General features: G+C 61.2%; 21 protein-coding genes. 12 read left to right on the top strand and 9 right to left on the bottom strand.

Annotation, left to right across the window (positions count from 1 at the left end; genetic code table 11):
* Window positions 1-133 precede the first annotated feature (133 nt).
* Together GIV26_RS23160 and GIV26_RS23155 are read right to left on the bottom strand one after the other, a co-directional pair.
* Window positions 134-841, bottom strand: coding sequence for a 3'-5' exonuclease (locus GIV26_RS23160; RefSeq protein ID WP_034128859.1), 708 nt, complete (start codon window positions 839-841; stop codon window positions 134-136).
* Window positions 838-2,760, bottom strand: coding sequence for a putative nucleotidyltransferase substrate binding domain-containing protein (locus GIV26_RS23155; protein ID WP_236264089.1), 1,923 nt, complete (start codon window positions 2,758-2,760; stop codon window positions 838-840). The genes GIV26_RS23160 and GIV26_RS23155 overlap by 4 nt, the downstream gene beginning before the upstream one ends.
* Window positions 2,761-3,006: 246 nt before the next feature.
* On the opposite strand from GIV26_RS23155, the gene GIV26_RS23150 reads away from it, so the two are divergent.
* Entirely contained in the window at window positions 3,007-3,453 is a 447-nt protein-coding gene (locus GIV26_RS23150) for a response regulator (protein WP_019817416.1), read from the top strand.
* Window positions 3,454-3,607: 154 nt separating this feature from the next.
* Here GIV26_RS23150 and GIV26_RS23145 read toward each other — a convergent pair whose 3' ends face one another.
* Window positions 3,608-5,785, bottom strand: a complete 2,178-nt coding sequence (locus tag GIV26_RS23145; RefSeq protein ID WP_236282361.1) for a malate synthase G — start codon at window positions 5,783-5,785, stop codon at window positions 3,608-3,610.
* Window positions 5,786-6,105: 320 nt separating this feature from the next.
* Here GIV26_RS23145 and GIV26_RS23140 point away from each other — a divergent pair, with 320 nt between their 5' ends.
* Window positions 6,106-6,618, top strand: coding sequence for a glycine cleavage system protein R (locus tag GIV26_RS23140; RefSeq protein ID WP_003194815.1), 513 nt, complete (start codon window positions 6,106-6,108; stop codon window positions 6,616-6,618).
* Between the two features lie 222 nt (window positions 6,619-6,840).
* On the opposite strand, the gene rarD is transcribed toward GIV26_RS23140, so the two are convergent.
* The 5 genes from rarD to GIV26_RS23115 form a co-directional block, all read right to left on the bottom strand.
* Window positions 6,841-7,725 (bottom strand): EamA family transporter RarD, encoded by an 885-nt coding sequence (gene rarD / locus GIV26_RS23135; RefSeq protein WP_057976553.1) that lies wholly within the window; start codon window positions 7,723-7,725, stop codon window positions 6,841-6,843.
* Window positions 7,726-7,908: 183 nt separating this feature from the next.
* Entirely contained in the window at window positions 7,909-8,883 is a 975-nt protein-coding gene (locus tag GIV26_RS23130; RefSeq protein WP_034128855.1) for a serine/threonine protein kinase, read from the bottom strand.
* Window positions 8,884-9,044: 161 nt separating this feature from the next.
* The gene (locus GIV26_RS23125) at window positions 9,045-10,943 is read right to left on the bottom strand and encodes a PhoX family protein (RefSeq protein WP_236282359.1); all 1,899 of its coding nucleotides are present in this window, start codon (window positions 10,941-10,943) and stop codon (window positions 9,045-9,047) included.
* A 79-nt stretch (window positions 10,944-11,022) separates the two neighbouring features.
* Window positions 11,023-11,787 (bottom strand): TOBE domain-containing protein, encoded by a 765-nt coding sequence (locus GIV26_RS23120; RefSeq protein WP_236282358.1) that lies wholly within the window; start codon window positions 11,785-11,787, stop codon window positions 11,023-11,025.
* Between the two features lie 58 nt (window positions 11,788-11,845).
* A complete protein-coding gene (locus tag GIV26_RS23115) occupies window positions 11,846-12,583 on the bottom strand; it encodes a ComF family protein (RefSeq protein ID WP_054920722.1) in 738 nt (245 codons plus the stop codon).
* A 92-nt stretch (window positions 12,584-12,675) separates the two neighbouring features.
* Between GIV26_RS23115 and bioB the strand changes: the two genes are divergently transcribed.
* From bioB to GIV26_RS23065, 10 genes are all read left to right on the top strand, one after another.
* Window positions 12,676-13,731, top strand: coding sequence for a biotin synthase BioB (gene bioB, locus GIV26_RS23110; protein WP_014720209.1), 1,056 nt, complete (start codon window positions 12,676-12,678; stop codon window positions 13,729-13,731).
* A gap of 146 nt (window positions 13,732-13,877) precedes the next feature.
* Complete coding sequence (gene bioF, locus GIV26_RS23105) at window positions 13,878-15,059, top strand: 8-amino-7-oxononanoate synthase (protein ID WP_236282356.1); 1,182 nt, start codon at window positions 13,878-13,880, stop codon at window positions 15,057-15,059.
* On the top strand, window positions 15,052-15,783 hold the full coding sequence (locus tag GIV26_RS23100) for an alpha/beta fold hydrolase (protein WP_054896778.1): 732 nt from the start codon (window positions 15,052-15,054) through the stop codon (window positions 15,781-15,783). Before bioF ends, GIV26_RS23100 begins: the two co-directional genes overlap by 8 nt.
* Window positions 15,776-16,588 (top strand): malonyl-ACP O-methyltransferase BioC, encoded by an 813-nt coding sequence (gene bioC / locus GIV26_RS23095; RefSeq protein WP_181124752.1) that lies wholly within the window; start codon window positions 15,776-15,778, stop codon window positions 16,586-16,588. The genes GIV26_RS23100 and bioC overlap by 8 nt, the downstream gene beginning before the upstream one ends.
* On the top strand, window positions 16,585-17,265 hold the full coding sequence (gene bioD / locus GIV26_RS23090) for a dethiobiotin synthase (protein ID WP_034128848.1): 681 nt from the start codon (window positions 16,585-16,587) through the stop codon (window positions 17,263-17,265). Before bioC ends, bioD begins: the two co-directional genes overlap by 4 nt.
* A 106-nt stretch (window positions 17,266-17,371) precedes the next feature.
* Window positions 17,372-17,653, top strand: coding sequence for a hypothetical protein (locus tag GIV26_RS23085; protein WP_034128847.1), 282 nt, complete (start codon window positions 17,372-17,374; stop codon window positions 17,651-17,653).
* 324 nt (window positions 17,654-17,977) lie between these two features.
* A complete protein-coding gene (locus GIV26_RS23080) occupies window positions 17,978-19,783 on the top strand; it encodes a phenylacyl-CoA dehydrogenase (protein ID WP_236282355.1) in 1,806 nt (601 codons plus the stop codon).
* Window positions 19,784-20,100: 317 nt separating this feature from the next.
* Window positions 20,101-21,390: a GGDEF domain-containing protein gene (locus tag GIV26_RS23075; protein ID WP_236282354.1), complete on the top strand. Its 1,290-nt coding sequence runs from the start codon at window positions 20,101-20,103 to the stop codon at window positions 21,388-21,390.
* 90 nt (window positions 21,391-21,480) lie between these two features.
* A complete protein-coding gene (locus tag GIV26_RS23070) occupies window positions 21,481-23,250 on the top strand; it encodes an acyl-CoA dehydrogenase C-terminal domain-containing protein (protein ID WP_057976568.1) in 1,770 nt (589 codons plus the stop codon).
* Between the two features lie 233 nt (window positions 23,251-23,483).
* Window positions 23,484-25,262, top strand: a complete 1,779-nt coding sequence (locus GIV26_RS23065) for an acyl-CoA dehydrogenase C-terminal domain-containing protein (protein ID WP_034128842.1) — start codon at window positions 23,484-23,486, stop codon at window positions 25,260-25,262.
* A 226-nt stretch (window positions 25,263-25,488) separates the two neighbouring features.
* Here GIV26_RS23065 and GIV26_RS23060 read toward each other — a convergent pair whose 3' ends face one another.
* On the bottom strand, window positions 25,489-26,388 hold the full coding sequence (locus tag GIV26_RS23060) for a LysR family transcriptional regulator (protein ID WP_034128841.1): 900 nt from the start codon (window positions 26,386-26,388) through the stop codon (window positions 25,489-25,491).
* Between the last annotated feature and the right edge of the window lie 303 nt (window positions 26,389-26,691).

Raw genomic sequence — 26,691 nt, 5'->3', positions numbered from 1 at the left:
GGTTTAAACTAACGAGAATTATTCGCGATTGTGTCAGAGGCGTAGGGTGGGCGCAATTGGCGTCTGTCGGGTGATCGTTCCCGCGCTCTGCGTAGGAATGCATCCCGCGATGCTCCGCGTCGGGCGCGAAGCGTTAAAGGGAAGGGGACTGCTTGCGTCGTTTCCATTGGGCCAAACGCTCATACAGCGCCTGGGGCGTATCGATCTGTTGCTGCCGCGCCCGGCTGAACAGGATCAACATCAGCTCCGCCGTCGCCAGTGCATCGGCGCTGGCATGGTGGCGTTCGCCGGCCTGTAGCCTGAAGTGGTTGAGCCAGTCGTCCAGCCCGGCTTCGCGGATATGCGCCTCTGGGCATAACAGCGGGGCCAGGTCTGCTACATCCATGAACGGATGGGCCAGGCGATAACCCAGGCTGTCCTTGAGCGCCCGGCACAGCATGTGTTGATCAAACGGCGCATGGAAGGCCAGCAGCGGACTATCGCCCACGAACGCCATGAAATCCAGCAACGCCTCGGTCGGGTCGCTGCCAGCGGCGATTGCACTGGGCCCCAGCCCGTGGATCAGCACACTGGGGCTGAGCTTGGTGTCGGTGCGCTGCAGGGTGCGTTCGAACAGTTGAGAGAAATCCACCGCACCGTCTTCGATGACCACGGCGCCGATGGACAGCACCTGGTCGCGGTGAAGGTTCAGGCCGCTGGTTTCCAGGTCCACCACTACCCAGCGCTGGCTGCGCAATGGGCCGTTGCCCAGTTCGGCGGGCTTGGGTAACTGTTCCAGGCGCTGCTGTTGCGCAGCGTTGAGCCCAGGTTTTTTGGCGCGCAGCCAGCCAAACAAACTCATAGCTGATACCGCAAGCTCAGGCTGCTTTGCAGGCGTTGGGCCTGGCGCAGGGACTCACGCAGGATGCGCCGATCCAGGTGGTTGAGGCTGTCGGGGTCGACGCGGTTGGAATAGGGCAGGTTCTCGCGGGTCTGCAATTGGTGCTGCTGCATGCGGGTCTGCTGGATAAAGTGGTAGGCCTCTTCATAGGCGGCGCCATCCAGGGGTTCGATCACGGCCTTGTCCACCAACTGGCGCAGGCGTTCCAGGGTGTTGTTGGCGTGGATGCCATTGGCCAGGGCCAACAGGCGCGCGCCATCTACAAAAGGTGTAAGGCCCTGCACCTTGAGGTCGAGGGTGGCCTTTTCGCCATGTTTGCGGGTCAGCACGAACTCGCGGAAACGCCCCACCGGCGGGCGCCGCAGTAGTGCATTTTCGGCCAGCATCCGTTGGAACAAGCGGTTATCCGCCACCTGATCGAGAATGCCCTGACGCAGTTGCTCGCACCCGCGCTCGTCGCCCCATACCACGCGCAAGTCAAAATAGATGCTTGAGCCCAGCAGGTTTTCCGGCGTCGCTTCACGAATGAACGCGCCGAAGCGCCGCGCCCACTCCACGCGGGACAAGCACAGCTCGGGGTTGCCGGCCATGATATTGCCCTTGCACAGGCTGAAGCCGCACAGCGCCAGGCTTTGGTTGATGTGCTGCGCCAGCGGTAGCAAGCGCTCACGCCTTTCGGCGGCTTCGACGGCGTCCTTGGCCTCGAACAGGATGCCGTTGTCCTGGTCGGTGTACAGCGTTTGTTCGCGGCGGCCTTCGCTGCCAAAACACAGCCAACTGAAGGGCACACCGGGGTCGCCTTTTTCCGCGAGGGTCAGCTCGATCACCCGGCACACGGTGTGGTCGTTGAGCAGCGTAATGATGTGGGTGATCTGGGTGGATGAGGCGCCATGGGCGAGCATGCGCTCCACCAACTGGCCGATTTCACCGCGAATCGCCACTAGGTTTTCCACCCGGGGCGCGTTGCGGATGGTGCGGGCCAGGTGCACCAGGTCCACACGCTGCAAGGAAAACAAGTCACGCTCGGAGACCACGCCACACAGGCGCTGGTCTTGCACCAGGCACACATGGGCGATATGCCGCTCGGTCATGGCGATGGCTGCGTCGAAAGCGCTGTGCTCCGGGCTCAAGTAAAACGGCGCCTGGGTCATGTGCCCGGCAATGCTCTGGCTGAAGTCGCTGGCGCCATCGGCGACCACCTGGCGCAGATCGCGCAGAGTGAAGATGCCCAGGGGCGCCTTGTGTTCGTTGACGATCACAATGCTGCCGACCTGTTGTTCGTGCATCAAGGTCACCGCTTCGCGCAACGGTGTGTGCGGGCTGCAGGTGACCGGGTGGCGCATGGCCAATTCACCCAGGCGGGTATTCAAGGAGTATTGGGTGCCGAGGGTTTCCACGGCTTTTTGCTGTACCTGCTGGTTGACCTGGTCGAGCAGGCTGCTGACCCCGCGCAAGGCGAAATCACGAAACGGGCTGGACAGCGCGAACAGCTTGATAAAGGCCGGTTTGTTCAATTGCAGGCAGAAGGTGTCTTCAGCGGCTTTGTGTTCTGTACGGGTCGCGCGCTCACCCAGCAAGGCGGCGAGGGGGAAGCATTCGCCGGTGGCGATTTCAAAGGTGGTGTCCGCCGAGTCTGGACGCTCACCCACGACCCGGCCCTGCTTGACGATATAAAAGTGCTCGACCGGGCCGCCCGACGGTTTGAGGATGCTGTCGCCGGGGCCGTAGAAACGCAGTTGGCACTGCTCCACCAGGAAAGCCAGGTGCGCCTGTTCCATCTGGTTGAACGGCGGGAAGCGTTGCAGGAATTGCAGGGTGCCGTGGATGTTCTGCAACACAGCGGTTTTACCCGCCTGTGCGAATGCATCAGCTTTACTCATAACAGTGACCGCAGTGTTTTTGTCGTTATCGTGCTGCATGGTCGACTCCTGCGCAGTGGGTGCCCATTGGACGTAAGTCTAGGTCGAGGAGTACCGCGCAAAACTAGGGAAAAACCTTACATGACAATCGTCCAAAACCCGTAGAAAGCCCACTAGGCAAACTTTCCGACGAAGTGCACATTGTTCGCCCTTCCGCAGATGTCTGACGAGTGTGCTGGGAGATTGATGAGAACTGCTGAGAAACGTATGTCCGACCACGATATTTTGAGTGATGCCGAGCGCGAGGCGCTGAGCGCCGTGATGCTGGAGCCCGATTTACCCCCCCAACGCGTTTTGATCGTGGACGACGACAAGGACGCGCGTGAATTGCTGGCGGAAATCCTTGGGCTCGATGGTATTCGCTGCATGACTGCCGAAAGTGGCGAGGCTGCGTGGGATTTGTTGAAGACGAGCAGTTCCATCGGTTTGCTGATCACCGACCTGCGTATGGCGCCCAGCAATGGCTTGGAATTGATCCGCCAGGTGCGTGAGTCCACCCGTGCGGCGTTGCCGATCATCATCATGTCTGGAGACGCGGAAGCGCCGGATGTGATTGATGCGATGCATTTGAGCGTGGTGGATTTCTTGCTCAAGCCGATTGATAGCGTGAAGTTGGCGAAGTTGGTGAAGCGGGAGTTGGGGATGGTGCCCTGAGTGTGGGGTGACTGGCCTGGCCTCTTCGCGGGCAAGCCCGGCTCCCACATTTGAAATGCACTCCCTGTGGGAGCTGGCTTGCCTGCGATTCAGGCAACGCGGTCTAACTGACACTGATAAAAAAGCCCCGATCTTTCGATCAGGGCTTTTTCCATTACAGGCCGTTCTTGGCCTTGAACTCCCGACGCCTGCGGTGCAACACCGGCTCGGTATAGCCATTAGGCTGCTTGGTCCCTTCAATCACCAACTCCACCGCTGCCTGGAATGCGATGTTGCTGTCGAAGTCCGGAGCCAGTGGGCGGTACAACGCATCCCCGGCATTCTGGCGGTCTACCACGGGCGCCATGCGCTTGAGGCTTTCCATCACCTGGTCTTCGTTGACAATGCCGTGGCGCAGCCAGTTGGCGATGTGCTGGCTGGAAATACGCAGGGTGGCGCGGTCTTCCATCAGGCCGACATCGTTGATGTCCGGCACCTTTGAGCAGCCCACACCCTGGTCGATCCAACGCACCACATAGCCGAGGATGCCCTGGGCGTTGTTGTCCAGTTCGTTGCGGATTTCTTCCTCGGACCAATCGGTGTTGCTGGCCAGAGGAATGGTGAGGATATCGTCCACCGAGGCGCGCTCGCGCTTGGCCAGCTCGGCCTGGCGGGCGAACACATCAACCTTGTGGTAGTGCAACGCATGCAGGGCCGCGGCGGTCGGCGACGGTACCCAGGCGGTGTTGGCACCGGCCAACGGGTGGGCGATTTTCTGCTCAAGCATCGCCGCCATCAGGTCGGGCATGGCCCACATGCCTTTACCGATCTGTGCACGACCTTGCAAGCCGGTGCTCAGGCCGATATCGACGTTCCAGTTCTCATAGGCGCCGATCCATTTTTCTGCCTTCATGGCCGCCTTGCGCACCATCGCACCGGCTTCCATGGAGGTGTGGATTTCATCGCCAGTGCGGTCGAGGAAGCCGGTGTTGATAAACACCACGCGCTCACTGGCCGCCTTGATGCAGGCCTTGAGGTTGACCGTGGTGCGGCGCTCCTCGTCCATGATCCCGACCTTGAGGGTGTTGCGCGCCAGGTTCAGTACCTCTTCGATGCGACCGAACAGTTCGTTGGTGAACGCGGCTTCTTCCGGGCCGTGCATCTTCGGTTTCACGATGTATACGGAACCGGTGCGGCTGTTCTTGCGGGTGTTGTTGCCGTTGAGGCTGTGGATCGCCGCCAGGCTGGTGATCAGGCCGTCGAGGATGCCTTCGGGTACTTCGTTGCCGTCTTTATCGAGGATCGCGTCGATGGTCATCAAGTGGCCAACGTTGCGCACGAACAACAGCGAACGGCCGTGCAGGGTCACGTCGCTGCCATCCACGCCGGTGTAGACGCGGTCAGGGTTCATGGTGCGGGTGAAGGTCTGGCCGCCCTTGGCCACTTCTTCGGCCAGGTCGCCCTTCATCAGGCCGAGCCAGTTGCGGTAGATCACCACTTTGTCATCGGCATCCACGGCGGCGACGGAGTCTTCGCAGTCCATGATGGTGGTCAGCGCAGCTTCCATCAGCACGTCTTTGACGCCGGCAGCGTCGGTCTGGCCCACTGGGGTGCTGGCGTCGATCTGGATTTCGAAGTGCAGGCCATTGTGCTTGAGCAAGATCGCAATCGGCTCGGCCGCAGGGCCCTGGAAACCGATCAACTGGGCATCGTCACGCAGGCCGCTGTTGCTGCCGCCTTTGAGGCTGACGATCAGCGTGCCATCGACGATTTTGTAGGCGGTGGAATCGACATGGCTGCCGGCGCTCAGCGGTGCGGCTTCATCGAGGAAGGCGCGGGCGAAGGCAATGACCTTGTCACCACGCACTTTGTTATAGCCCTTGCCCTTCTCGGCGCCGTTGGCTTCGCTGATGGCGTCGGTGCCATAGAGCGCGTCGTACAGCGAGCCCCAGCGCGCATTCGAGGCATTGAGGGCGAAGCGGGCGTTCATCACCGGCACGACCAGCTGTGGGCCGGCCATGCGTGCGATCTCATCATCGACGTTTTGGGTCGAGGCCTCAAAGTCTGCGGCTTCTGGCAACAGGTAGCCGATGTCTTGCAGGAAGGCTTTGTAGGCCACCGGGTCATGGGCCTGGCCGGCGTGGGTCTGGTGCCAGGTATCGATCCGCGCCTGGAAGTCGTCGCGTTTGGCGAGTAGGGCTTTGTTCTTCGGGGCCAGGTCATGGATGACCTTGTCGGCACCGGCCCAGAACTGGTCGGCAGTGATGCCGGTACCGGGAATGGCTTCGTTGTTCACGAAGTCGAACAGGACTTTGGCGACCTGCAGGCCACCGACTTGAACGTGTTCAGTCATTGCTTGCCTCACTCTGCGGAGCTTATGCGCTTTTTCAGATTTTCATTATGTAGTGCACGGTTGGGCATACTACATGATGACTTGCGGTTGTGAAAATTAGACTAAATACGTCGTTTAGCGACCCACTATGGTCGTACGGTCACAGCGGAGAACAGGATGTTCTCAAAAAACTATTGGATTGTTCCAGATAAATATCAAAATGGTACACGATTTGTCTGTGAGAGCTGGCTTGCCTGGGATGGACGTTAACGATCACGCGTACCTTCTGGATATACGCGGCATGTCTATAATCGAGGATCAACCAACCGAGGGACTGCGCCATGGACCATCTTGTACTCACTATTATCGCCGCCGACAAACCCGGCCTGGTTGAACGCATCGCGCAGAACATTGCCAGTCATGGTGGTAACTGGCTGGAAAGCCGCATGGCGCACATGGCCGGGCAGTTTGCCGGGATCCTGCGGGTGAGCGTGCCGAGCGAGCAGCGCCAGGCATTGGTGGGGGCATTGGAGGATTTATCCACCCATGGCATTCGCGTGTTGGTGGGTGAGGGCAGCAGCGGCCAGGCATCGGCGTCCAAGCCGATCCTGATGACCCTGGTGGGCAATGACCGCTCGGGCATCGTGCGTGAGATCACCGCGCTGCTGAGCCAGCAGGGCGTCAACCTGGAACGCCTGAGCACCGATGTGCGCCCGGCGCCCATGAGCGGTGATCCGCTGTTCAACGCCGAGGCGTTGTTGCAAGTGCCGGCCACGCTATCGCTGGAAACCCTGCAAGAGGCTTTGGAAACCTTGGCCGATGACTTGATGGTGGAGTTGCGTCAGGAGGAATAACGATCCACAAGGTTATGCAGGGAAATCTTGCATGGGCCTGTGGATAACCTGTAGAGACCCGACGCCAGGCCACGCCCGCCGGCCTTCTGCGCAAGTTGAGCAAAAAACGAGCAGTTTCAAGGGCTTGTGCACAAATGGCGGGGATCAAGTTGTGGATAACCTTGGGGTGGAACGCTGCAAGCCACGAAAGCCGTGGCTTGCAGAGGTTTGTACGTTATTTGATCAGCGTTTGCGCACGGTCAGCCAGGCATCCAGGCTGTACACCACCAACCCGGCCCAGATAAAGGCGAAGGCGACCAAGGTGCTCGGCGCCAGGTGTTCACCGAACAACAGCACGGCTTCGAGCAACACCAGCGTCGGCGCCACATACTGCAAAAAGCCCAGGGCGGTGTAGGGCAAGTGCCGTGCAGCGGCGTTGAAGCACACCAGGGGAATCAGCGTCACAGGGCCTGCGGCCACCAGCCACCAGGCCTCGGAGGTGCTCCAGAACGCCAGTTGCGCGCTGTGGGCGGTCGGGTTGAACAGCAACCAGGCGACGGCAATGGGTACCAGCATCCAGGTTTCCACCACCAGGCCTGGCAGCGCTTTGACCGGCGCCTGCTTGCGGATCAAACCGTAGAAGCCGAACGTCAGCGCCAGCGCCAGCGACACCCACGGCAGGCTACCGACTTGCCACACCTGCTGCGCCACACCTACCGCTGCCAACCCCACCGCCACCCATTGCAAACGGCGCAGTCGCTCGCCGAGGATCAGCATGCCCAGCAGCACATTCACCAGCGGATTGATGTAGTAACCCAGGCTCGCTTCGAGCATGCGCCCGGTGTTCACCGACCACACATAGGTCAGCCAGTTAGCGGCGATCAACGAACCGCTGAGGGCCAGGATCGCCAGGCGCTTGGGGTTGTCGCGCAGTTCGCGAAACCAGCCGGGATGTTTCCACACCATCAGCAACAGCCCACCGAACAGTGCCGACCACAATACGCGATGCACAATGATCTCGGCGGCGGGCACGCTGGCGATGGCTTTGAAGTAGAGCGGGAATAGACCCCAGATGACATAGGCGCTCAGGCCCAGGATGTACCCCTTGCGGGGGTTGGCGGCTTGCATTGCAGAATCCTTGCTCAGGCAGCTAACAAAGCGCAATTGTAAGGATATTTGTCAGACAACGCTCGTTCCCACGCTCTGCGTGGTAACGCCGCCTTGGACGCTCTGCGTTTGTTCTTAAATCGTGACGCGGAGCGTCACAGGATGCGCGCCCACGCAGAGCGTGGGCGCGATGATGGAACGCGTTCAGAAGAGTTTTAGCGGTTCTTCATTGAGCGCCGACAGTTGCTCACGCAACGCCAGCACCTGGTCGCCCCAATACCGCTCGCTGCCAAACCACGGAAAGCTATGGGGAAACGCCGGGTCGTCCCAGCGTCGTGCGAGCCAGGCACTGTAGTGCATCAGGCGCAGGGCGCGCAGCGGCTCGATCAGCGCCAGTTCGCGCGGGTCGAAGTCGTGGAACTCCTGATAACCGTCCATCAGTTCCGAGAGCTGGCCGAGGCATTCCTGGCGGTCGCCAGCCAGCATCATCCACAGGTCTTGCACCGCCGGGCCCATGCGGCAGTCATCCAGGTCGACGATATGGAACATCTCGTCGCGGCACATCATGTTGCCGGGGTGGCAGTCACCGTGCATGCGGATGTTCTTGTGCGGCGTGGCCTTGTAAACCTCTTCCACACGCTTGAGCAGGTCGCGGGCCACGGACTCGTAGGCCGGCAACAGGCTTTTGGGAATGAAGTTGCCTTCAAGCAAGGTGGTGAGGGAGTCGTGGCCGAAATTCTTCACCCCCAGGGCTTCGCGGTGTTCGAACGGGCGGGTGGAGCCCACCGCGTGCAAACGCCCCAGCAGTTGCCCGAGCCGGTAAAGCTGATCGAGGTTGCCCGGCTCCGGCGCGCGGCCGCCACGGCGCGGAAACAGGGTGAAGCGGAAACCTGCGTGTTCGAACAGGCTCTCGCCGTTGTGGATCAACGGGGCGACCACCGGTACATCGCACTCGGCCAGTTCGAAGGTGAAGCGGTGCTCTTCCAGGATCGCCTCGTTGGTCCAGCGCTGGGGGCGATAGAACTTGGCGATCAGTGGTTCGGCGTCTTCGATGCCCACTTGGTACACGCGGTTTTCGTAGCTGTTGAGCGCCAGAACCCGCGCGTCGCTGAGGAAACCGATGCTTTCGACGGCGTCGAGCACCAGGTCTGGGGTGAGTGTTTCAAACGGGTGGGCCATGCGAACTCCTGCGCGCAGCAGGGCGCCGCGTCCGGCCGGGTATGGTAACAGCATAGATAGGCGGTGGCTGTGCGGACGCCTTCGCAGGCAAGCCAGCTCCCACACTGGCATGTATTTACACATCGAGATGTGGGAGCTGGCTTGCCTGCGATAGCGGTCTATCAGGCGCCTACGATCCCGCCATCATCCCGCCGAATCGCCATCACCGACGACCGCGGTTTGCCATTGGGCAGGTGTTCCGGCCAGGTCGAGCCACCGGTTTCCCCTGGGTGCTGAATGCCCACGAACAATGTTTTCTGGTCCGGCGAAAAGCTGATCCCCGTCACTTCACACGCCACCGGCCCCACCATGAAACGACGGATTTCTCCAGTGCTCGGGTCGGCGCACAGCATCTGGTTATTGCCCATGCCCGCAAAGTCGCCGGCGTTGCTGTAGTCGCCATCGGTCAGGATCCACAGGCGCCCGGCTTTGTCGAAGCCCAGGCCGTCGGGGCTGTTGAACATGTTTTGCGGGTTGATGTTGGACGAGCCGCCCTTGGGGTTGCCGGCATGCACGCCGGGGTTGCCGGCCACCACGAACAGGTCCCAGGTGAAGTCCGTGGCACCGTGGTTATCGGCGTCGGCTTTCCAGCGCAGGATCTGGCCGTAGACGTTCTTCTCCCGTGGGTTGGGGCCGCCTACCGGCTGGCCCTCTTCGCCGCGCTTGGCGTTGTTGGTCAGGGTGCAATAGACCTGGCCGTCGGTGGGGCTGACCACGATCCATTCCGGGCGGTCCATGCGTGTGGCTTTCACCACACTGGCGGCCAGGCGCGCATGAATCAGCACCTCGGCCTGGTTGGCGAAACCGCTGCTGGCGTCGATGCCGTTTTTGCCATGGGTGAGTTCAACCCACTGGCCTTTGCCCTTGGGGTGGTCGGCATCACCGTCGCCTGCGTCGAAGATCGCCACGTACAAGGTGCCGTGGTCGAGCAGGTCTTTGTTGGCCTTAGGGTTGTTGTGGTTGATCTGATCGCGGCTGATGAACTTGTAGATGAATTCACCGCGTTCATCGTCGCCCATGTACACCACGGCGCGACCGTCACGGGTTTCGGCGAGGGCCGCGTTTTCGTGTTTGAAGCGCCCCAGGGCCGTGCGTTTGACTGGGGTGGATTGCGGATCGAACGGGTCGATTTCCACCACCCAACCATGGCGATTGAGTTCGTTGGGGTTCTTGGCCATGTCAAAGCGCGGGTCGTGCTGATGCCAGTTGATGTCTTTGCTGGCGGCCACCACGCCGTAGCGCTTCTGCCCTGCGTCGAAGGTTTGCTGCGGGTTGCTGCTGCCGAAGCAGTCGGTGAAGTTTTCTTCGCAGGTCAGGTAGGTGCCCCACGGCGTCTTGCCGTTGGCGCAGTTCTGGAACGTGCCGAGGACTTTTTTGCCGCTCTTGTCGGCGCCGGTTTTCAGCCAGTCATGGCCGGCGGCAGGGCCACTCAAACGAATCGGTGAATTGCCGTGGATGCGCCGGTTGTAGCGCGAATCCTGGACGAACTGCCAGGTGTCGCCCTTGCGGCGTACTTCGATCACCGACACGCCTTCGCTGGCCAGGGCCTTGCGCACGTCTTCGGCCGATTGAGGCGCGCCGCCGTGGGCGTAGAGGTAGCGATAGTTGGTGTATTCGTTGTTGATCGCAATCAGCGCGCGGTTGTCGTCACCGGGGAATGGAAACAGGCTCATGCCGTCGTTGTTGTCGCCGAACTGTTGTTCCTGAGCCTTGGCGGTGCCATGGCCGGACGGGTCGAAAGCCGGGGCGTTGTTGTGCAGGGGCTGGCCCCAACTGATCAACACCGAAGCACTGTAGCCCGGTGGCAGGGTGATGGTGTCGCTGGTGGCGGCGGCAATGCTGGTGAACCCCAGCAACGGGCTGGCGGTAGCGGCATTCACGGCCAGGGCGCTGCGACTCAGCAGGTTGCCGCCGAGAAACATCGCGGCGCCGCACAGGGCGCCTGCGCCGATAAAGCGACGGCGGGTCAGGCCCACCATCTGTTCAAGGTCGGTGGCATGGTTTTCTTCTAATAGGCTCATCACAGGCTCCTTAAGGTTTTTGCAGACACCTTAAGCAGCGCTTGTGACCGAATTGTTGCAGCTTGAAGACGCGCGCCCGTTACACCGGGGTGCCAAGCAATACATGGCTGGGTGCAAACTGCACGCGGATTGGCTGGCCCTGCGCTGCATTAATGGCCTTGAGTGCGACGGGCGGCGCCAGCGCGCACAACACTTGGCCGTTGGCTAGCGCAATACGCACCTCGCTGGGGCCGTCTTCGGCGGCGAGAATGGTCTCGATCCTGCCTTCCAGGCAATTGTGTCCAAGTGTTTCAGTTTGTTCGTCCGCCAGTAATTCAAGCCACCCGGCCTTGATCAGGGCCACTACTTCCACACCGGTCTGCAGTTCCAGGCGCAGGGTGCTGTCGTGGGTGATCTGTGCGTCGAGGTGCAGGCCGCCGGCCAATTGCAGGCGGATCATGTCGTTGTGGCCATGGCTCTCTATGGCGCTGACCTGGCCGTGCAATTGGTTGCGCGCGCTGGTGCGCAGCATCAAGCGGCCCAGCAGGTTGAAGTCGCTGGCCGCTTCGTCCGAGCCAAGGATCTCGGCCTGAAGCAGTTGCAGGCGCTGATAGAGGCGCAGCACCCGTTCCCCTTCCTGAGTCAGTTTGGCGCCGCCACCGCCCTTGCCACCGACGCTGCGTTGCACCAGCGGTTTTTGCGCCAGGTTGTTCAGTTCATCAATGGCGTCCCAGGCGGCCTTGTAACTCAACCCGGCACTCTTGGCCGCACGGGTGATGGAGCCCTGCTCGGCGATATGTCCCAGCAAGGCAATACGCTGGGGGCGGCGGATGATGTGTTGGCTGAGAGGGCTGGGCACAGACATGGCAGATACGCTTGGGTGAGATGCGCCGACGTTGCCGCGCTGGCGCAGGGGAGTCAAGTCAGCTGCCGGGTTTGGGCGTACGGGCCAGGCAATACACATCCACCTGGCGCGCGCCGGCGTTTATCAACAAGCGCGCCAGGCTGTGGGCCGTGGCGCCGGTGGTGAGGACGTCGTCTACCAGCGCCAGATGTTGCCCGGCAACCTGGATGCCGGGGGCCAGTGCGAAGGCGTTGAGCAGGTTGCGTTTGCGGGTCTTGGCATCGAGGTCTTGCTGCGCCACGGTTTCATGGGGGCGTAAGAGCGCGTGGTCATCAAAGGGAATGTCGAGGGCGTGATTGAGCCAGCGGGCCAGCATCAACGCTTGATTAAAGCCGCGTTCGCGCAGGCGTTTGCGCGCCATGGGCACCGGTAGCAGGCAGTCGGGGCGCTCCAGTTCGGCGTTATCGAAGCGATGCTGCAAGTGCTGCCCCAGCAGACGCGCCATCAAGTGCCCCAGCGGCCAACGCGCCTGATGCTTGAAGCGGCTGATCAGGGTGTCCACGGGAAAACTGTAGGTCCATGGCGCGACCACCTGGTGAAAGGCCGGTGGCTGTTTTTGGCACTGGCCGCAGAGCAGTCCGTCCATGGGTAAGGGCAGTGCGCAGCGTTCGCACTGTTCCATCAGCCATGGCAATTCTGTTTCGCAGGCGCTGCACAGGGGCTCGTCTGATTCGATGCACTCATCGCAGATCAAACAGGTCTGTATGCTTTTTAACCAGATGTAAACTTGGTGTTTGTGCTCAGGTTGACAGTGCATGAATCTTCCTTAAATATGCCGAGCATCCGTGTCGTGCCTGTGGGTATTGCCTTTCCCGCAGCGCTTGCCAAAGCATAATCAAGGAATCGCCCATGAGCGCCAGCACCTCTGCCACCCTGCGTCACGATTGGTCTTTAGCTGAAGTCAAAGCCCTGTTCGTGCAGCCTTTCAACGACCTGTTGTTCCAGGCGCAGACCGTGCACCGCGCGCATTTCGACGCCAACCGCGTGCAAGTGTCGACGCTGCTGTCGATCAAGACCGGCGCCTGCCCGGAAGATTGCAAATATTGTCCGCAGTCGGGCCACTACAACACTGGCCTGGAAAAAGAGAAGCTGATGGAGGTGCAGAAGGTCCTCGAAGAGGCCGCACGTGCCAAGGCCATCGGCTCGACGCGTTTCTGCATGGGCGCGGCATGGAAACATCCGTCGGCCAAAGACATGCCCTATGTGCTGGAAATGGTCAAAGGCGTGAAGGCCATGGGCCTGGAAACCTGCATGACTCTCGGTCGCCTTGACCAGGACCAGACCGAAGCCCTGGCCCAGGCCGGCCTGGACTACTACAACCACAACCTCGACACCTCGCCGGAGTTCTACGGCTCGATCATCACCACCCGCACCTACAGCGAGCGCCTGCAAACCCTGGCGTACGTGCGTGACTCGGGGATGAAGATCTGTTCGGGCGGCATCCTTGGCATGGGCGAGTCTCTCGACGACCGCGCCAACTTGCTGATCCAGTTGGCCAACCTGCCGGAGCATCCGGAGTCGGTGCCGATCAACATGCTGGTGAAAGTGGCGGGCACGCCGTTGGAAAACGCCGATGACATCGACCCCTTCGATTTCATCCGCATGCTGGCGGTGGCGCGCATCCTGATGCCGCAGTCCCACGTGCGCCTGTCGGCTGGCCGCGAAGCCATGAATGAGCAGATGCAGGCCCTGGCCTTTTTTGCCGGCGCCAACTCGATCTTCTACGGCGACAAACTGCTGACCACCGCCAACCCCCAGGCGGACAAGGACATGCAACTGTTCGCACGCCTGGGCATCCTGCCCGAAGCCCGTGAAGAGCATGCCGATGAAGTGCATCAGGCGGCGATCGAGCAGGCGTTGGTGGAGCAAAAGAGCAGCGAGCAGTTCTACAACGCTGTGGTGTAACCACCTTTGGAATGCATTCCAGTGTGGGAGCTGGCTTGCCTGCGATGGCGGCGGCACTTTCAGTATTGAAGTGTCAGAAGGACCGCTATAGCAGGCAAGCCAGCTCCCCCATTGGATTGAGTTGAACCTGTTAAATCGAGGCCAGCATGTCTTTCGATCTCGCCGCGCGCCTCGCTGCCCGCCGTGCCGACCATCTTTACCGCCAGCGCCCCTTGCTGCAGAGCCCCCAAGGCCCGCACGTGGTGGTGGACGGGCAACCGTTGTTGGCCTTCTGCAATAACGATTACCTCGGCCTGGCCAATCACCCGCAAGTGATCGAAGCCTGGCGCGCCGGTGCGTCCCGCTGGGGCGTGGGCGGTGGCGCTTCGCACTTGGTGGTGGGCCACGCCACACCGCACCATGAGTTGGAAGAAGCCCTGGCTGACTTGACCGGTCGCCCGCGTGCCTTGCTGTTCACCACTGGCTACATGGCTAACCTCGGCGCGGTCACGGCGCTGGTGGGGCAGGGCGATACGGTACTGGAAGACCGGCTTAACCACGCGTCCTTGCTGGATGCCGGTTTGCTGTCCGGTGCGCGTTTCAACCGCTATCTGCATAACGACGCGGGCAGCCTGGCCAAGCGCCTGGAGAAAGCCACCGGCAATACCTTGGTGGTCACCGACGGTGTGTTCAGCATGGACGGCGACCTTGCCGACCTACCCGCGCTGGCCCGTGAAACCCGGGCCAAAGGGGCCTGGCTGATGGTGGATGACGCCCATGGCTTCGGCCCGCTGGGCGCCAACGGCGGCGGCATCGTCGAGCATTTCGGCTTGAGCCAGGAGGACGTGCCCGTGCTGGTTGGCACCTTGGGCAAAGCGTTCGGCACCGCCGGGGCCTTCGTGGCCGGCAGTGAGGACTTGATCGAGAGCCTGATCCAATTCGCACGCCCGTATATCTACACCACCAGCCAACCACCGGCACTGGCCTGCGCCACCCTCAAAAGCCTGGAACTGCTGCGCAGCGAACATTGGCGACGCGAGCACCTCAACGCGTTGATCCGCCAGTTCCGTCGCGGCGCCGAGCAGATAGGCCTGGCGTTGATGGACAGCTTTACGCCGATCCAACCGATCCTGATTGGCGACAGCGCCCGGGCACTGCGCCTCTCGCAGATGCTGCGCGAGCGCGGCCTGATGGTGACTGCCATTCGCCCACCGACCGTGCCCGCCGGCAGTGCCCGTCTACGGGTGACATTGACGGCGGCCCACAGCGAAGCGCAGGTGCAGCTATTGTTAGACGGGTTGCAAGTGTGTTTTCGCTTGTTAGACGCCTCGGAGCCCGGCTATGCGTAATCGACTGATCCTGCTACCGGGCTGGGGCCTGGGTGTGTCACCGCTGGAACCGTTGGCCGCTGCGCTGCACGGCCTGAACGAGCATTTACAGGTACAGATCGAACCCTTGCCGGCGCTGCAGGCCAGCGAACTCGGTGAATGGCTCGATGAGCTCGATGCGACGCTGCCGGACAATGCCTGGCTCGGGGGCTGGTCGCTGGGCGGCATGCTCGCGTCCGAGTTGGCGGCACGCCGTGGCGAGCGGTGCTGTGGCTTGCTGACTCTGGCGAGCAACCCGTGTTTCGTCGCCCATGACGGCTGGCCCCATGGGATGCCTACGGAAACCTTCGACGCATTTCTGGCCGGCTGCCATGCCGATTCCCAGGTCACGCTCAAGCGCTTTGGGCTGTTGTGCGCCAAGGGTGCCGAAGACCCGCGCGGCTTGTCGCGGTTGTTGGTCAGCGGTGCGCCGAATACCTCCCCCAGCGTCTTGATGCCCGGCCTGGAGCTGTTGGCCCAACTGGATACGCGGGCGGCCTTGCAGGCGTTTCGTGGGCCGCAGTTGCACCTGTTTGCCGGCCTGGATGGGCTGGTGCCTGCCGAAGCCGCCAGTGACCTGCTGGCCTTGCTCCCCGATGTAGAAATCGGCCTGATTGAACAGGCCGGTCACGCGTTTCTTCTGGAAGACCCTCACGGAGTTGCCGGGGCCATCCAGGCTTTTTTGCATGAGTGTGTTGATGACTGACCTATCCCACCCGCCCTTGCCAGGGGGCTTGCCGGACAAGCGCCAGGTTGCGGCCTCGTTCTCCCGTGCGGCGGCCAGTTACGACAGTGTGGCCGAGTTGCAGCGTGCGGTCGGGCATGAACTGCTCAGCCGTTTGCCGCACGGCCTGGCGCCACAGCGTTGGCTGGACATGGGCTGCGGCACGGGCTACTTCAGCCGCGTACTGGGCGAGCGTTTGCCCGGTAGCCAAGGTGTGGCGCTGGACATTGCCGAGGGCATGCTCAACCACGCGCGTCCGCTGGGCGGCGCCGCGCACTTTATAGCCGGTGATGCAGAACGCTTGCCGCTTATAGCTGACAGCGTTGAGCTGCTCTTCTCCAGCCTCGCGGTACAGTGGTGTGCCCATTTTGATGCGGTGCTCAGCGAAGCCCGGCGTGTGCTGCGACCAGGTGGCGTGCTGGCCTTTGCCAGCCTGTGCGTAGGCACCCTGGATGAGCTTCGAGAGAGTTGGCGGGCGGCGGACGGCCTGGTCCACGTCAATCGCTTCCGCACCTTCGAGGTTTATCAGCAACGGTGTGCGGCCAGTGGCTTGCGCGTGATCAGCCTGGAGCGACAGCCCCACGTATTGCATTACCCCGATGTGCGCAGCCTGACCCATGAACTCAAGGCATTGGGCGCCCACAACCTCAACCCAGGCCGCCCGGGAGGGTTGACGGGCCGTGCGCGGATTGTCGCGCTGGTAGAGGCCTACGAGCAGTTCCGCCAGGCCCAGGGCCTGCCCGCCACGTACCAAGTGGTGTATGCCGTACTGGAGAAACCGTTATGAGCGCCGCTTACTTCATCACCGGTACAGACACCGATGTTGGCAAGACTACCATCGCCGCCGGCCTGTTGCATGCGGCCAGGCTTTCCGGCAAAAGCACGGCCGCCGGAAAGCCGGTGGCGTCGGGCTGCCAACTGACGGCCCAGGGGCTGCGCAATGCCGATGCGTTGGCGTTGCTGGCCGAGTGTTCAGTACCGCTCAGTTATGCCGAGGTCAACCCGGTGGCCTTCGAGCCAGCTATCGCGCCGCATCTGGCAGCGCGCGAGGCGGGCGTCGGGCTCACGGTGCAATCGCTGCTCAAGCCGATGCAGCAGATCCTGGCACGGGGCGCGGACTTCACCTTGATCGAAGGGGCAGGCGGTTGGCGCGTGCCCTTGGCCGACCAGGCCAACCTGTCGGACCTGGCCATGGCGCTCAAACTGCCGGTGATCCTGGTGGTAGGCGTGCGCCTTGGGTGCATCAGCCACGCGTTGCTCACCGCCGAAGCCATCGCACGGGATGGCTTGCCGTTGGCGGGCTGGGTGGCAAATATCATCGACCCCAAGACCTCTCGTCTGGAAGAAAACCTCGCCACCCTGGCTGAGCGCCTGCCCGCGCCTTGCCTGGGGCGAGTGCCGAAACTCAAGCACGCCGGGGCTGGCGCGGTGGCCGAGTACTTGGAACTGGACCTGCTTGACTGATTTTGGCTATCGCTAAGGCAATATGCCATTAGTGTTTTTGACGGGCCTTTTGCCAGGATGTCTGGTTCAATCGGGCTTCACGATTCTCTAAAGGCAGGCTTACGCCATGGAAATCTCTGGAAGCAGCGCGTTTTATTCGGGCCTGAGCAGCATTCAGACCGGGCAGAACCGTGTCGACCAGGCGGCCGGCAAGATTGCCAGCGCCGCGACCACCCAGCCATCGGCCGCGCAAAGCGACCGTCTGCAAGCCAATGACCGCGCCCAAGCGTCCAATTCGGCGAGCAACATGGTGGAAATGGCCCAGGGCAAGTTTCAAGTCGAGCTGGGGGCGAAAGTCGCCAAGGCTTCGGATGAAATGCTCGGTACGCTGATCGATACTTACGCTTAACTTCTCTATCGCACGCCCGCTTCTCTCTGTGGGAGCTGGCTTGCCTGCGATAGCATCAACGCGTACTGCCTGATACACCATGGCGCCTGCATCGCAGGCAAGCCAGCTCCCACAGTCGTTCTGCGACATTCTTCTCGTCCTTAAATCCATGAGGCATCCCGCCAGGCCTCGCCGTGCCTGGCGCTGACCCGCATCAAGACAAACGGCATCTGGCCGACGCTTGACAACCCTGGGTCGTAAACGTATGTTTCAAACACCTGTTTGACCGCCATAAAAAATCCATGCGGTTGTTCATCCCAGTTACATCAGCAGAGGTTTATCGCTATGCCTGACTACAAGGCCCCCTTGCGTGATATTCGCTTCGTTCGTGACGAACTGCTCGGTTATGAAGCGCACTATCAGAGCCTGCCGGCTTGCCAGGACGCTACCCCGGACATGGTCGACGCCATCCTCGAAGAAGGCGCCAAGTTCTGTGAGCAAGTACTGGCACCGTTGAACCGCGTGGGCGACATCGAAGGGTGTACCTGGAGTGAGTCAGGCGTTAAGACCCCAGCGGGCTTCAAAGAAGCCTACAAACAATTCGTCGAAGGCGGCTGGCCAAGCCTGGCCCACGACGTGGAGCACGGTGGCCAAGGCCTGCCGGAATCCCTGGGCCTGGCCGTGAGCGAAATGGTCGGCGAAGCCAACTGGTCATGGGGCATGTACCCGGGCCTGTCCCATGGCGCGATGAACACTATTTCCGAACACGGCACCCCCGAGCAGCAAGAGGCTTACCTGACCAAACTGGTGTCGGGCGAATGGACCGGCACCATGTGCCTGACCGAGCCACACTGCGGCACCGACCTGGGCATGCTGCGCACCAAGGCCGAGCCTCAGGCTGACGGCTCCTACAAAGTCTCCGGTACCAAGATCTTCATCTCGGCCGGCGAACACGACATGGCCGACAACATCGTCCACATCGTACTGGCCCGCCTGCCGGATGCACCGGCCGGCACCAAGGGCATCTCGCTGTTTATCGTGCCCAAGTTCCTGCCTAACGCCGATGGCTCGGTGGGCGAGCGCAACGCGGTCACCTGTGGTTCCCTGGAACACAAGATGGGCATCCACGGCAACGCCACCTGCGTGATGAACTTCGACGCGGCCACCGGTTTCCTGATCGGCCCGGCGAACAAAGGCCTGAACTGCATGTTCACCTTCATGAACACCGCTCGCCTGGGCACTGCGCTGCAAGGCCTGGCTCACGCCGAGATCGGTTTCCAGGGCGGCTTGAAATATGCGCGTGATCGCCTGCAAATGCGCTCCCTGACCGGCCCGAAAGCGCCGGACAAAGCCGCTGACCCGATCATCGTGCACCCTGATGTACGACGCATGTTGCTGACCATGAAAGCCTTCGCCGAAGGTAACCGTGCGATGGTGTACTTCACCGCCAAGCAAGTGGACATCGTCAAGTACGGCACCGACGACGAAGCCAAGAAACAGGCAGATGCCCTGCTGGCCTTCATGACCCCGATCGCCAAGGCATTCATGACCGAAGTCGGTTTTGAATCGGCCAACCACGGCGTGCAGATCTACGGTGGCCACGGCTTTATCGCTGAGTGGGGCATGGAGCAGAACGTTCGCGACAGCCGCATTTCTATGCTGTACGAAGGCACCACCGGCATCCAGGCGCTGGACCTGCTCGGCCGTAAAGTGCTGATGACCCAAGGCGAAGCGCTCAAGGGCTTCACCAAGATCGTGCACAAGTTCTGCCAGGCCAACGAAGGTAGCGACGCGGTTAAAGAGTTCGTTGCACCGCTGGCGGCACTGAACAAAGAGTGGGGCGAGTTGACCATGAAGGTCGGCATGGCCGCGATGAAAGACCGTGAAGAAGTCGGTGCTGCCTCGGTGGACTACCTGATGTACTCCGGCTACGCCTGCCTGGCTTACTTCTGGGCCGACATGGCACGCCTGGCCGCCGAGAAACTGGCCGCCGGCACCAGCGAAGAGGCGTTCTACACCGCCAAGTTGCAGACCGCACGCTTCTACTTCCAGCGCATCCTGCCGCGTACCCGCACCCACGTGGCAACCATGCTGTCGGGCGCCAACAACCTGATGGACATGAAAGAAGAAGATTTCGGCCTGGCTTACTAAGCCTTACCGGGTCCTTCTGAAAACCGCCGCCTCCTTCGGGACGCGGCGGTTTTTTTGCACTTGTGTAGGCGCGAGCTTGCTCGCGAAGGTCGTTAACGATAACGCGGGCATTCTGGATAAGCGCGGTGCCTAGGGGATCTTCGCGAGCAAGCTCGCTCCTACAGAAGGCGTGCATAAAAAACCGCAGCTATGCACTCAGGGATTGTAACCCGCTGCCGTTACAGTGATGGCAATGTGATACATGGTCGGTCGGTTGTGCTTAACTGATCGCTTGGAGGCACAGTGCCATTATTCGTTAGCGGGTCGGAGCTTTACCCTTGTCACGCGTGTCCGCTGTACGTTTCAGCCATTTTCTCCCTTCGCTGCTGCTGTTGCTGGCCGGGCTCTCGGCTGCGTACGTCAAGGACCTCAGCGTCTTCTTCACCTCGCTGTTCAACGTGCTGCCCACCCTGGTGCTGTTGCTCGGCGGCGCCTACTGCGCGGTGTATCGACGCCAGCGTGAACTGTTCTTGATGGTCACGGTTTACGTCACCTATTTCCTGCTGGATACCCAGACCGACTTCTACCGGGACAATGGCCGCGTGCGTGAAGACGCTGCCGTGGTGTTCCACCTGTGCTGCCTGCTGTTGCCCTTGCTGTTCAGCATTTATGCGCTGTGGCAGGAAAAGACCCATCTGTTCCGCGACTTCGTCGCCCGCTGTGCGGTGCTGCTGGCGGTGGGCAGTGTGGCGCTGGCCCTGGAGCAAAGTTTTCCCCAGGCCTTGCTGGGCTGGTTGGCGGAGATCCGTTGGCCGATGCTGCATGGCGCCTGGATGAGCCTGATCCAACTTTCCTATCCGATGTTCCTGATCGGCTTTCTCACCCTGGCCGCCCAATACTGGTACCAGCCGCGCCCGCTGCACGCCGCGCAACTGGTGGGGCTGCTGGGGATGTTCTGGATGTTGCCGCAAACGTTCATCTTGCCGTTCACCCTCAACATCATGTGCAGCCAGGTGATGCTGATGATCGCTGCGGGGGTGGCACACGAGGCGTATCAAATGGCGTTCCGTGATGAACTCACCGGCTTGCCGGGGCGACGTGCGCTCAACGAGCGCATGCAGCGGCTGGGGCGTAACTATGTGCTGGCGATGAGCGACGTCGATCACTTCAAGCGTTTCAATGACACCCACGGCCACGACGTGGGCGACCAGGTGCTGCGCCTGGTGGCGAGCAAGCTGTCCAAGGTCAACGGTGGCGGGCGGGCCTACCGTTACGGCGGTGAAGAGTTTGCCGTGGTGTTTGCCGGCAAGACCCTGGATGAGTGCATGCCGCACCTGGAGGAGATCCGCGAGATCATCGCCAGCTACGACATCAAGTTGCGCAACCCGGACCGCCCCCAGGACGATCATCAAGGCCGCCAGCGCCGTGCCGGCAGCGGCGCGTCCAGCGTGTCGGTGACGGTAAGCATCGGTGTGGCCGAGCGCCAGGCCGAACAACGCAGCCCCGACGAGGTGCTCAAATCCGCCGACCAGGCGCTTTACACCGCCAAGGGGGCGGGGCGTAATTGTGTGGTCGCCGCCGGGCAAACCCGCCGTGGCGCGGTGCGCATGCAGAGCGCTGCCGGTTGAGTAATGGCGGTGTATTCAGCAGCGCTACAGTGATTGTCCACGGCCACGGCCGGCAGTAGGTTAACCCTATCTGCTGCCGGAGAAATTGCCATGCCTGAGTACAAAGCTCCCTTGCGCGACATGCGCTTTCTGATCGACACCGTATTCGATTTCCACGGCCACTACGCGGCCCTGGGCGCCACGGATGCCAGCCCGGACATGGTCAGTGCGATCCTCGAAGAAGGCGCCAGGTTCTGCGAAAACGTACTCGCGCCGCTCAATCGCAGCGGCGATGAAGAGGGCTGCCATTTCGATAATGGCGTGGTGACCACTCCCAAAGGCTTCAAGCAAGCCTTTGCCCAGTATGTGGAAGGCGGCTGGCACGGCGTGGCGGCAGACCCGGCCTACGGTGGCCAGGGCCTGCCTCATTCCCTCGGCCTGGTGTTGAGCGAGATGATCGGCTCCAGCAACACCTCCTGGGGCATGTACCCGGGCCTGACCCACGGTGCGATGTCGGCCATCCACGCCCACGGCACCGACGAACAGAAAGCCACCTACCTGAGCAAGCTCACCGCTGGCGAATGGACCGGCACCATGTGCCTGACCGAGGCCCACTGCGGCACCGACCTGGGCTTGATCAAGACCCGCGCCGTGCCGCAGGCGGACGGCAGTTACGCGGTCACCGGCAGCAAGATCTTCATCTCGGCCGGCGAGCACGACATGAGCGCCAATATCATCCACCTGGTGCTGGCCAAGCTGCCGGACGCACCGGCGGGCACCAAGGGCATCTCATTGTTTATCGTGCCCAAGTTCCATGCCGACTCCGGCGAGCGCAATGCGGTGCACTGCGGCTCCATCGAACACAAGATGGGCATCAAGGCCTCTGCCACCTGCGTGTTGAACTTCGATGGCGCCAAAGGCTATTTGATTGGCGAGGCGAACAAGGGCCTCAACTGCATGTTCACCATGATGAACCACGCCCGCCTGGGCACGGGAATGCAGGGCCTGTGCAACGGTGAAGCGAGCTTCCAGGGCGCGATCAAGTACGCCAACGACCGCTTGCAGATGCGCTCGCTCACCGGCGCCAAGGCCCCGGAGAAAGCCGCCGACCCGATCATCGTGCACGCCGATGTACGCCGCATGCTGCTGACCATGAAGGCTTTCAACGAGGGCAACCGCGCGTTGACCTATTTCACCGCGCAACTGCTCGATACCGCGCACCTTGGCAGCGACGCTGGCCAACGCCAGGAAGCCGAGGACCTGTTGGCCTTCCTCACGCCGATCTGTAAAGCCTTCATGACCGAAACCGGCCTGGAGGTGACCAACCACGGCATGCAGGTATTCGGTGGCCATGGTTATATTCGTGAGTGGGGCATGGAGCAACTGGCCCGTGATGCACGGATTGCGCCGATCTATGAAGGCACCAACGGCATCCAGGCCCTGGACCTGCTAGGGCGCAAGGTGCTGGGCAGCCAGGGCAAGTTGCTGCGTGGGTTTACCAAAATTGTGCATAAGTTCTGCGCGGCCAATGCCGAGCATGCGCAACTCAAGGCCCATGTGGCGCAACTCAATGAACTGAACCAGCAATGGGGCGAACTGACCTTGAAGGTCGGCACGGCGGCGATGAAAAACCCTGATGAAGTGGGCGCGGCGGCCATGGATTACCTGATGTACAGCGGTTACATCATCCTCGCCTACCTGTGGTTGCGCATGGCGATCGCGGCGCACGGCCAGGACGACCAAGAGTTTGCCCAGGCGAAGCTTGCGACCTGCGACTTTTATTTCAAGCGCTTGTTGCCGCGTACGGCCATGCACCGTGCTGCGGTAGAGGCAGGGAGCGAATGCCTGATGAGTCTCCCAGCTGACGCTTTCTCCCTGTAGGAGCGAGCTTGCTCGCGAAGAACGTCAACGATAACGCGCGCTTGCTGAATGAACGCGGCGCCTGTGAGTTTTTCGCGAGCAAGCTCGCTCCTACAGGAAAGCTTCCTTGTGTGACTGGTAAATACTTAATGGTCACGAACGGACCCTATGTGTCTGAAAAGTTGTTCGGGTACACTCGGCGTTTGTAAAACCGATCCTATCGAATCACTTTTCAAGTTCTCACGAGGTTTGCCATGGCTGATTACAAAGCGCCGTTGCGTGATATGCGCTTCGTCCTCAACGAAGTGTTTGAGGTCGCTGATACTTGGGCCCAGTTACCGGCATTGGCAGACAGCGTTGACGCCGAAACCGTCGAAGCGATCCTGGAAGAGGCCGGCAAGGTCACCGCCAAATCCATTGCCCCGCTCAGCCGCGGCGGCGATGAGCAAGGCTGCCACTGGGCGGACGGCGCCGTGACGACTCCCGACGGTTTTCCCCAGGCTTACAGCACCTACGCCGAAGGCGGCTGGGTAGGCGTGGGCGGCGACCCGACCTACGGCGGCATGGGCATGCCCAAGGCGGTGTCGGCGCAGGTTGAAGAGATGATCAACTCGTCGAGCCTGGCTTTCGGCCTGTACCCGATGTTGACCTCCGGTGCCTGTGTATCGATCAACACCCACGCCAGTGAAGAACTCAAGGCCACCTACCTGCCGAAGATGTATTCCGGTGAGTGGGCCGGTTCCATGTGCCTGACGGAAGCCCATGCCGGTACCGACCTGGGGATGATCCGCACCAAGGCCGAGCCTCAGGCGGACGGCTCCTACAAGGTCAGCGGCACCAAGATCTTCATTACCGGTGGCGAGCACGACCTCACCGAAAACATCATCCACCTGGTGCTGGCCAAACTGCCGGACGCACCGGCCGGGCCCAAGGGCATCTCGCTGTTCCTGGTGCCGAAGTTCCTGGTAAATGCCGATGGCAGCCTGGGCGCGCGTAACCCGGTGAACTGCGGCTCCATTGAACACAAGATGGGCATCCAGGCCTCCGCCACCTGTGTGATGAACTTCGACGAAGCCGTGGGTTACCTGGTCGGTGAGCCCAACCGTGGCTTGGCTGCGATGTTCACCATGATGAACTATGAGCGCCTGGGCGTCGGTATCCAGGGCTTGGCTTCTGGCGAGCGGTCCTATCAGAACGCGATTGAATATGCCCGTGACCGTCTGCAGAGCCGTTCCCCGCTAGGCGCACAGGCCAAGGACAAGCCGGCAGACCCGATCATCGTGCATCCGGATGTCCGTCGCATGTTGCTGACCATGAAGGCGGCGAACGAAGGCGGCCGGGCGTTTTCCACCTACGTGGCGACGCAATTGGACATCGCCAAGTTCAGCGACGATGCGCAGGCGCGCGAGCGTGCCGATAACCTGGTGGCGTTGTTGACGCCAGTTGCCAAGGCGTTCCTCACTGACCTGGGCCTGGAAACCACCGTACTCGGCCAGCAGGTGTTTGGTGGTCACGGTTACATCCGCGAGTGGGGCCAGGAGCAATTGGTGCGTGACGTGCGCATCACCCAGATCTACGAAGGTACCAACGGCATTCAGGCCCTGGATCTGATGGGGCGCAAGATCGTCGGCAGCGGCGGTGCGTTCTATACCTTGTTCGCCGATGAGATCCGCCAGTTCATCGCCGCATCGGGCCCTGAGTTGGCCGAGTTCACCAAGCCGCTGGGTGTGGCAGTAGGTAACCTGGATGAGCTGACGGCCTGGGTGCTGGACCGCGCCAAGAGCAATCCTAATGAAATCGGCGCAGCCTCGGTGGAATACCTGCATGCGTTCGGCTACATGGCCTATGCCTATATGTGGGCGCGCATGGCCAAGGCGGCGTTAGGCAAGGAGGGCGAAGAGGATTTCTACGCCAGCAAACTGGGGACTGCGCGTTTCTACTTTGCCCGCCTGTTGCCGCGTATCCACTCGTTGAGTGCATCGGTAAAAGCCGGTAGCGAATCACTGTTCCTGATGGATGAAGCCCTGTTTTAAGGGGGAAGAGGGCGTGTAAGCATTCTCTTACATGACGTGCTGCTAATCGTCCTCTATCGCCACATTGGATCCACGGCTAATCTACTTCACATGGACGTCGCGCAGGAAGCGCAAAGCAACAACACGGACACGTAGGATTCTGCCAGGACGGCGGAGTGAAATGGATGTCAGGGAAACAGTCTGCAAAGCCCCGCTTCGGCGGGGTTTTCTTTTGCCCGCGAAAAAGTCAGGCGGTTGCCGGCGGGGCATTCATCACGTCTTCCAGCAGGGTACGCAGCAACGCCACCGTCGCCTGCTGGCGTTGCACATCGCGGCATACCAATCCTACTTTCAGCGGTACCCTGGGCTCGCTCAAGGGTTTCCACAGCAGCGCCTTGCTGTTGTGTTCATCCTGGGACCGCCCAGGCAGCACGGTCGCCAAGCGGGTGTGAGGCAGGCTGTCGAGAATGCCCACCATGGTATTGAGTTCCGCCTGCACTTGCGGACGCCGCCCGAGGTTGGACAGTTGGCCTTGCCAGATCTGCCTAACCTGAAACTCTTCCCCCAGCAGCAACATCGGTAATTCGGCGGCTTGTTTGAGCGAGACTTTCTTGAACTCGCGCAACGGATGATCTTCGGGTATCACCACCTTCAACTCGTCTTCATACAGCAGCACGCCATGCAGGCCCGGCTGACGGGGTGGCAGGTAGCTGATGCCAATATCGAGTGAGCCATTGAGCAACCGCCGCTCAATCTCAAGCCCGGTCAGCTCGTAAATCTGCACCACCAGATGGGGCTGGGCCTTGCGCACGCGCTCAAGCATCTGCGGTACCAGGCTGGTGTGCACGGTTTGCAGCACGCCGATGGCCAGGCTGCGCATGGCCTGGCCCTTGAAATTGCGCAGTGCCTCGACGGCTTGCTGCATACCATCAATGAGCGGTAATGCGTGGTTGTATAAGGTGTGGGCCGCCAAGGTCGGCAACAGACGCTTGCTGCTGCGTTCGAACAGGCTGACGTCGAGGTTCTGTTCCAGTTGGCGAACCTGTTGCGACAGCGCTGGCTGGGAGATCGACAGACGCTCCGCGGCGCGACCTACGTGGCCTTCCTCATACACCGCGACGAAATAACGCAGTTGCTTGAAATCCATAAGGTTTGCTTATCGAAAAAGCTGGAAAATCGAAATGGCCGCTGGCCCCCGAGGCGCCTAGTCTAGCGCCTATTCGCAGGGCTTACAGGGCCGGATCGGACAATGAACAGCGTTTTTGTTGATAGCGTTTACATAGGCAAGGCAAAAAATCTGAAGTCCTCATTGGCAGGTGGCATCGACCAAGGTCAGGTTGCCAGCGGGGGTGAAGTGTGAACTTGTTCCGTCGCTGCGCGCCGAGTCTGGATGACCTGGTTGTGCATGCCCCGCGTGCAGATGTTTCCAGCCAGTGCCTGATGCCCACTG

The organism is Pseudomonas sp. PA-1-3F (genome assembly GCF_021609665.1).
Taxonomy (GTDB): Bacteria; Pseudomonadota; Gammaproteobacteria; order Pseudomonadales; family Pseudomonadaceae; genus Aquipseudomonas; species Aquipseudomonas paracarnis.
This window is presented reverse-complemented; position numbering and strand designations above follow the sequence as displayed.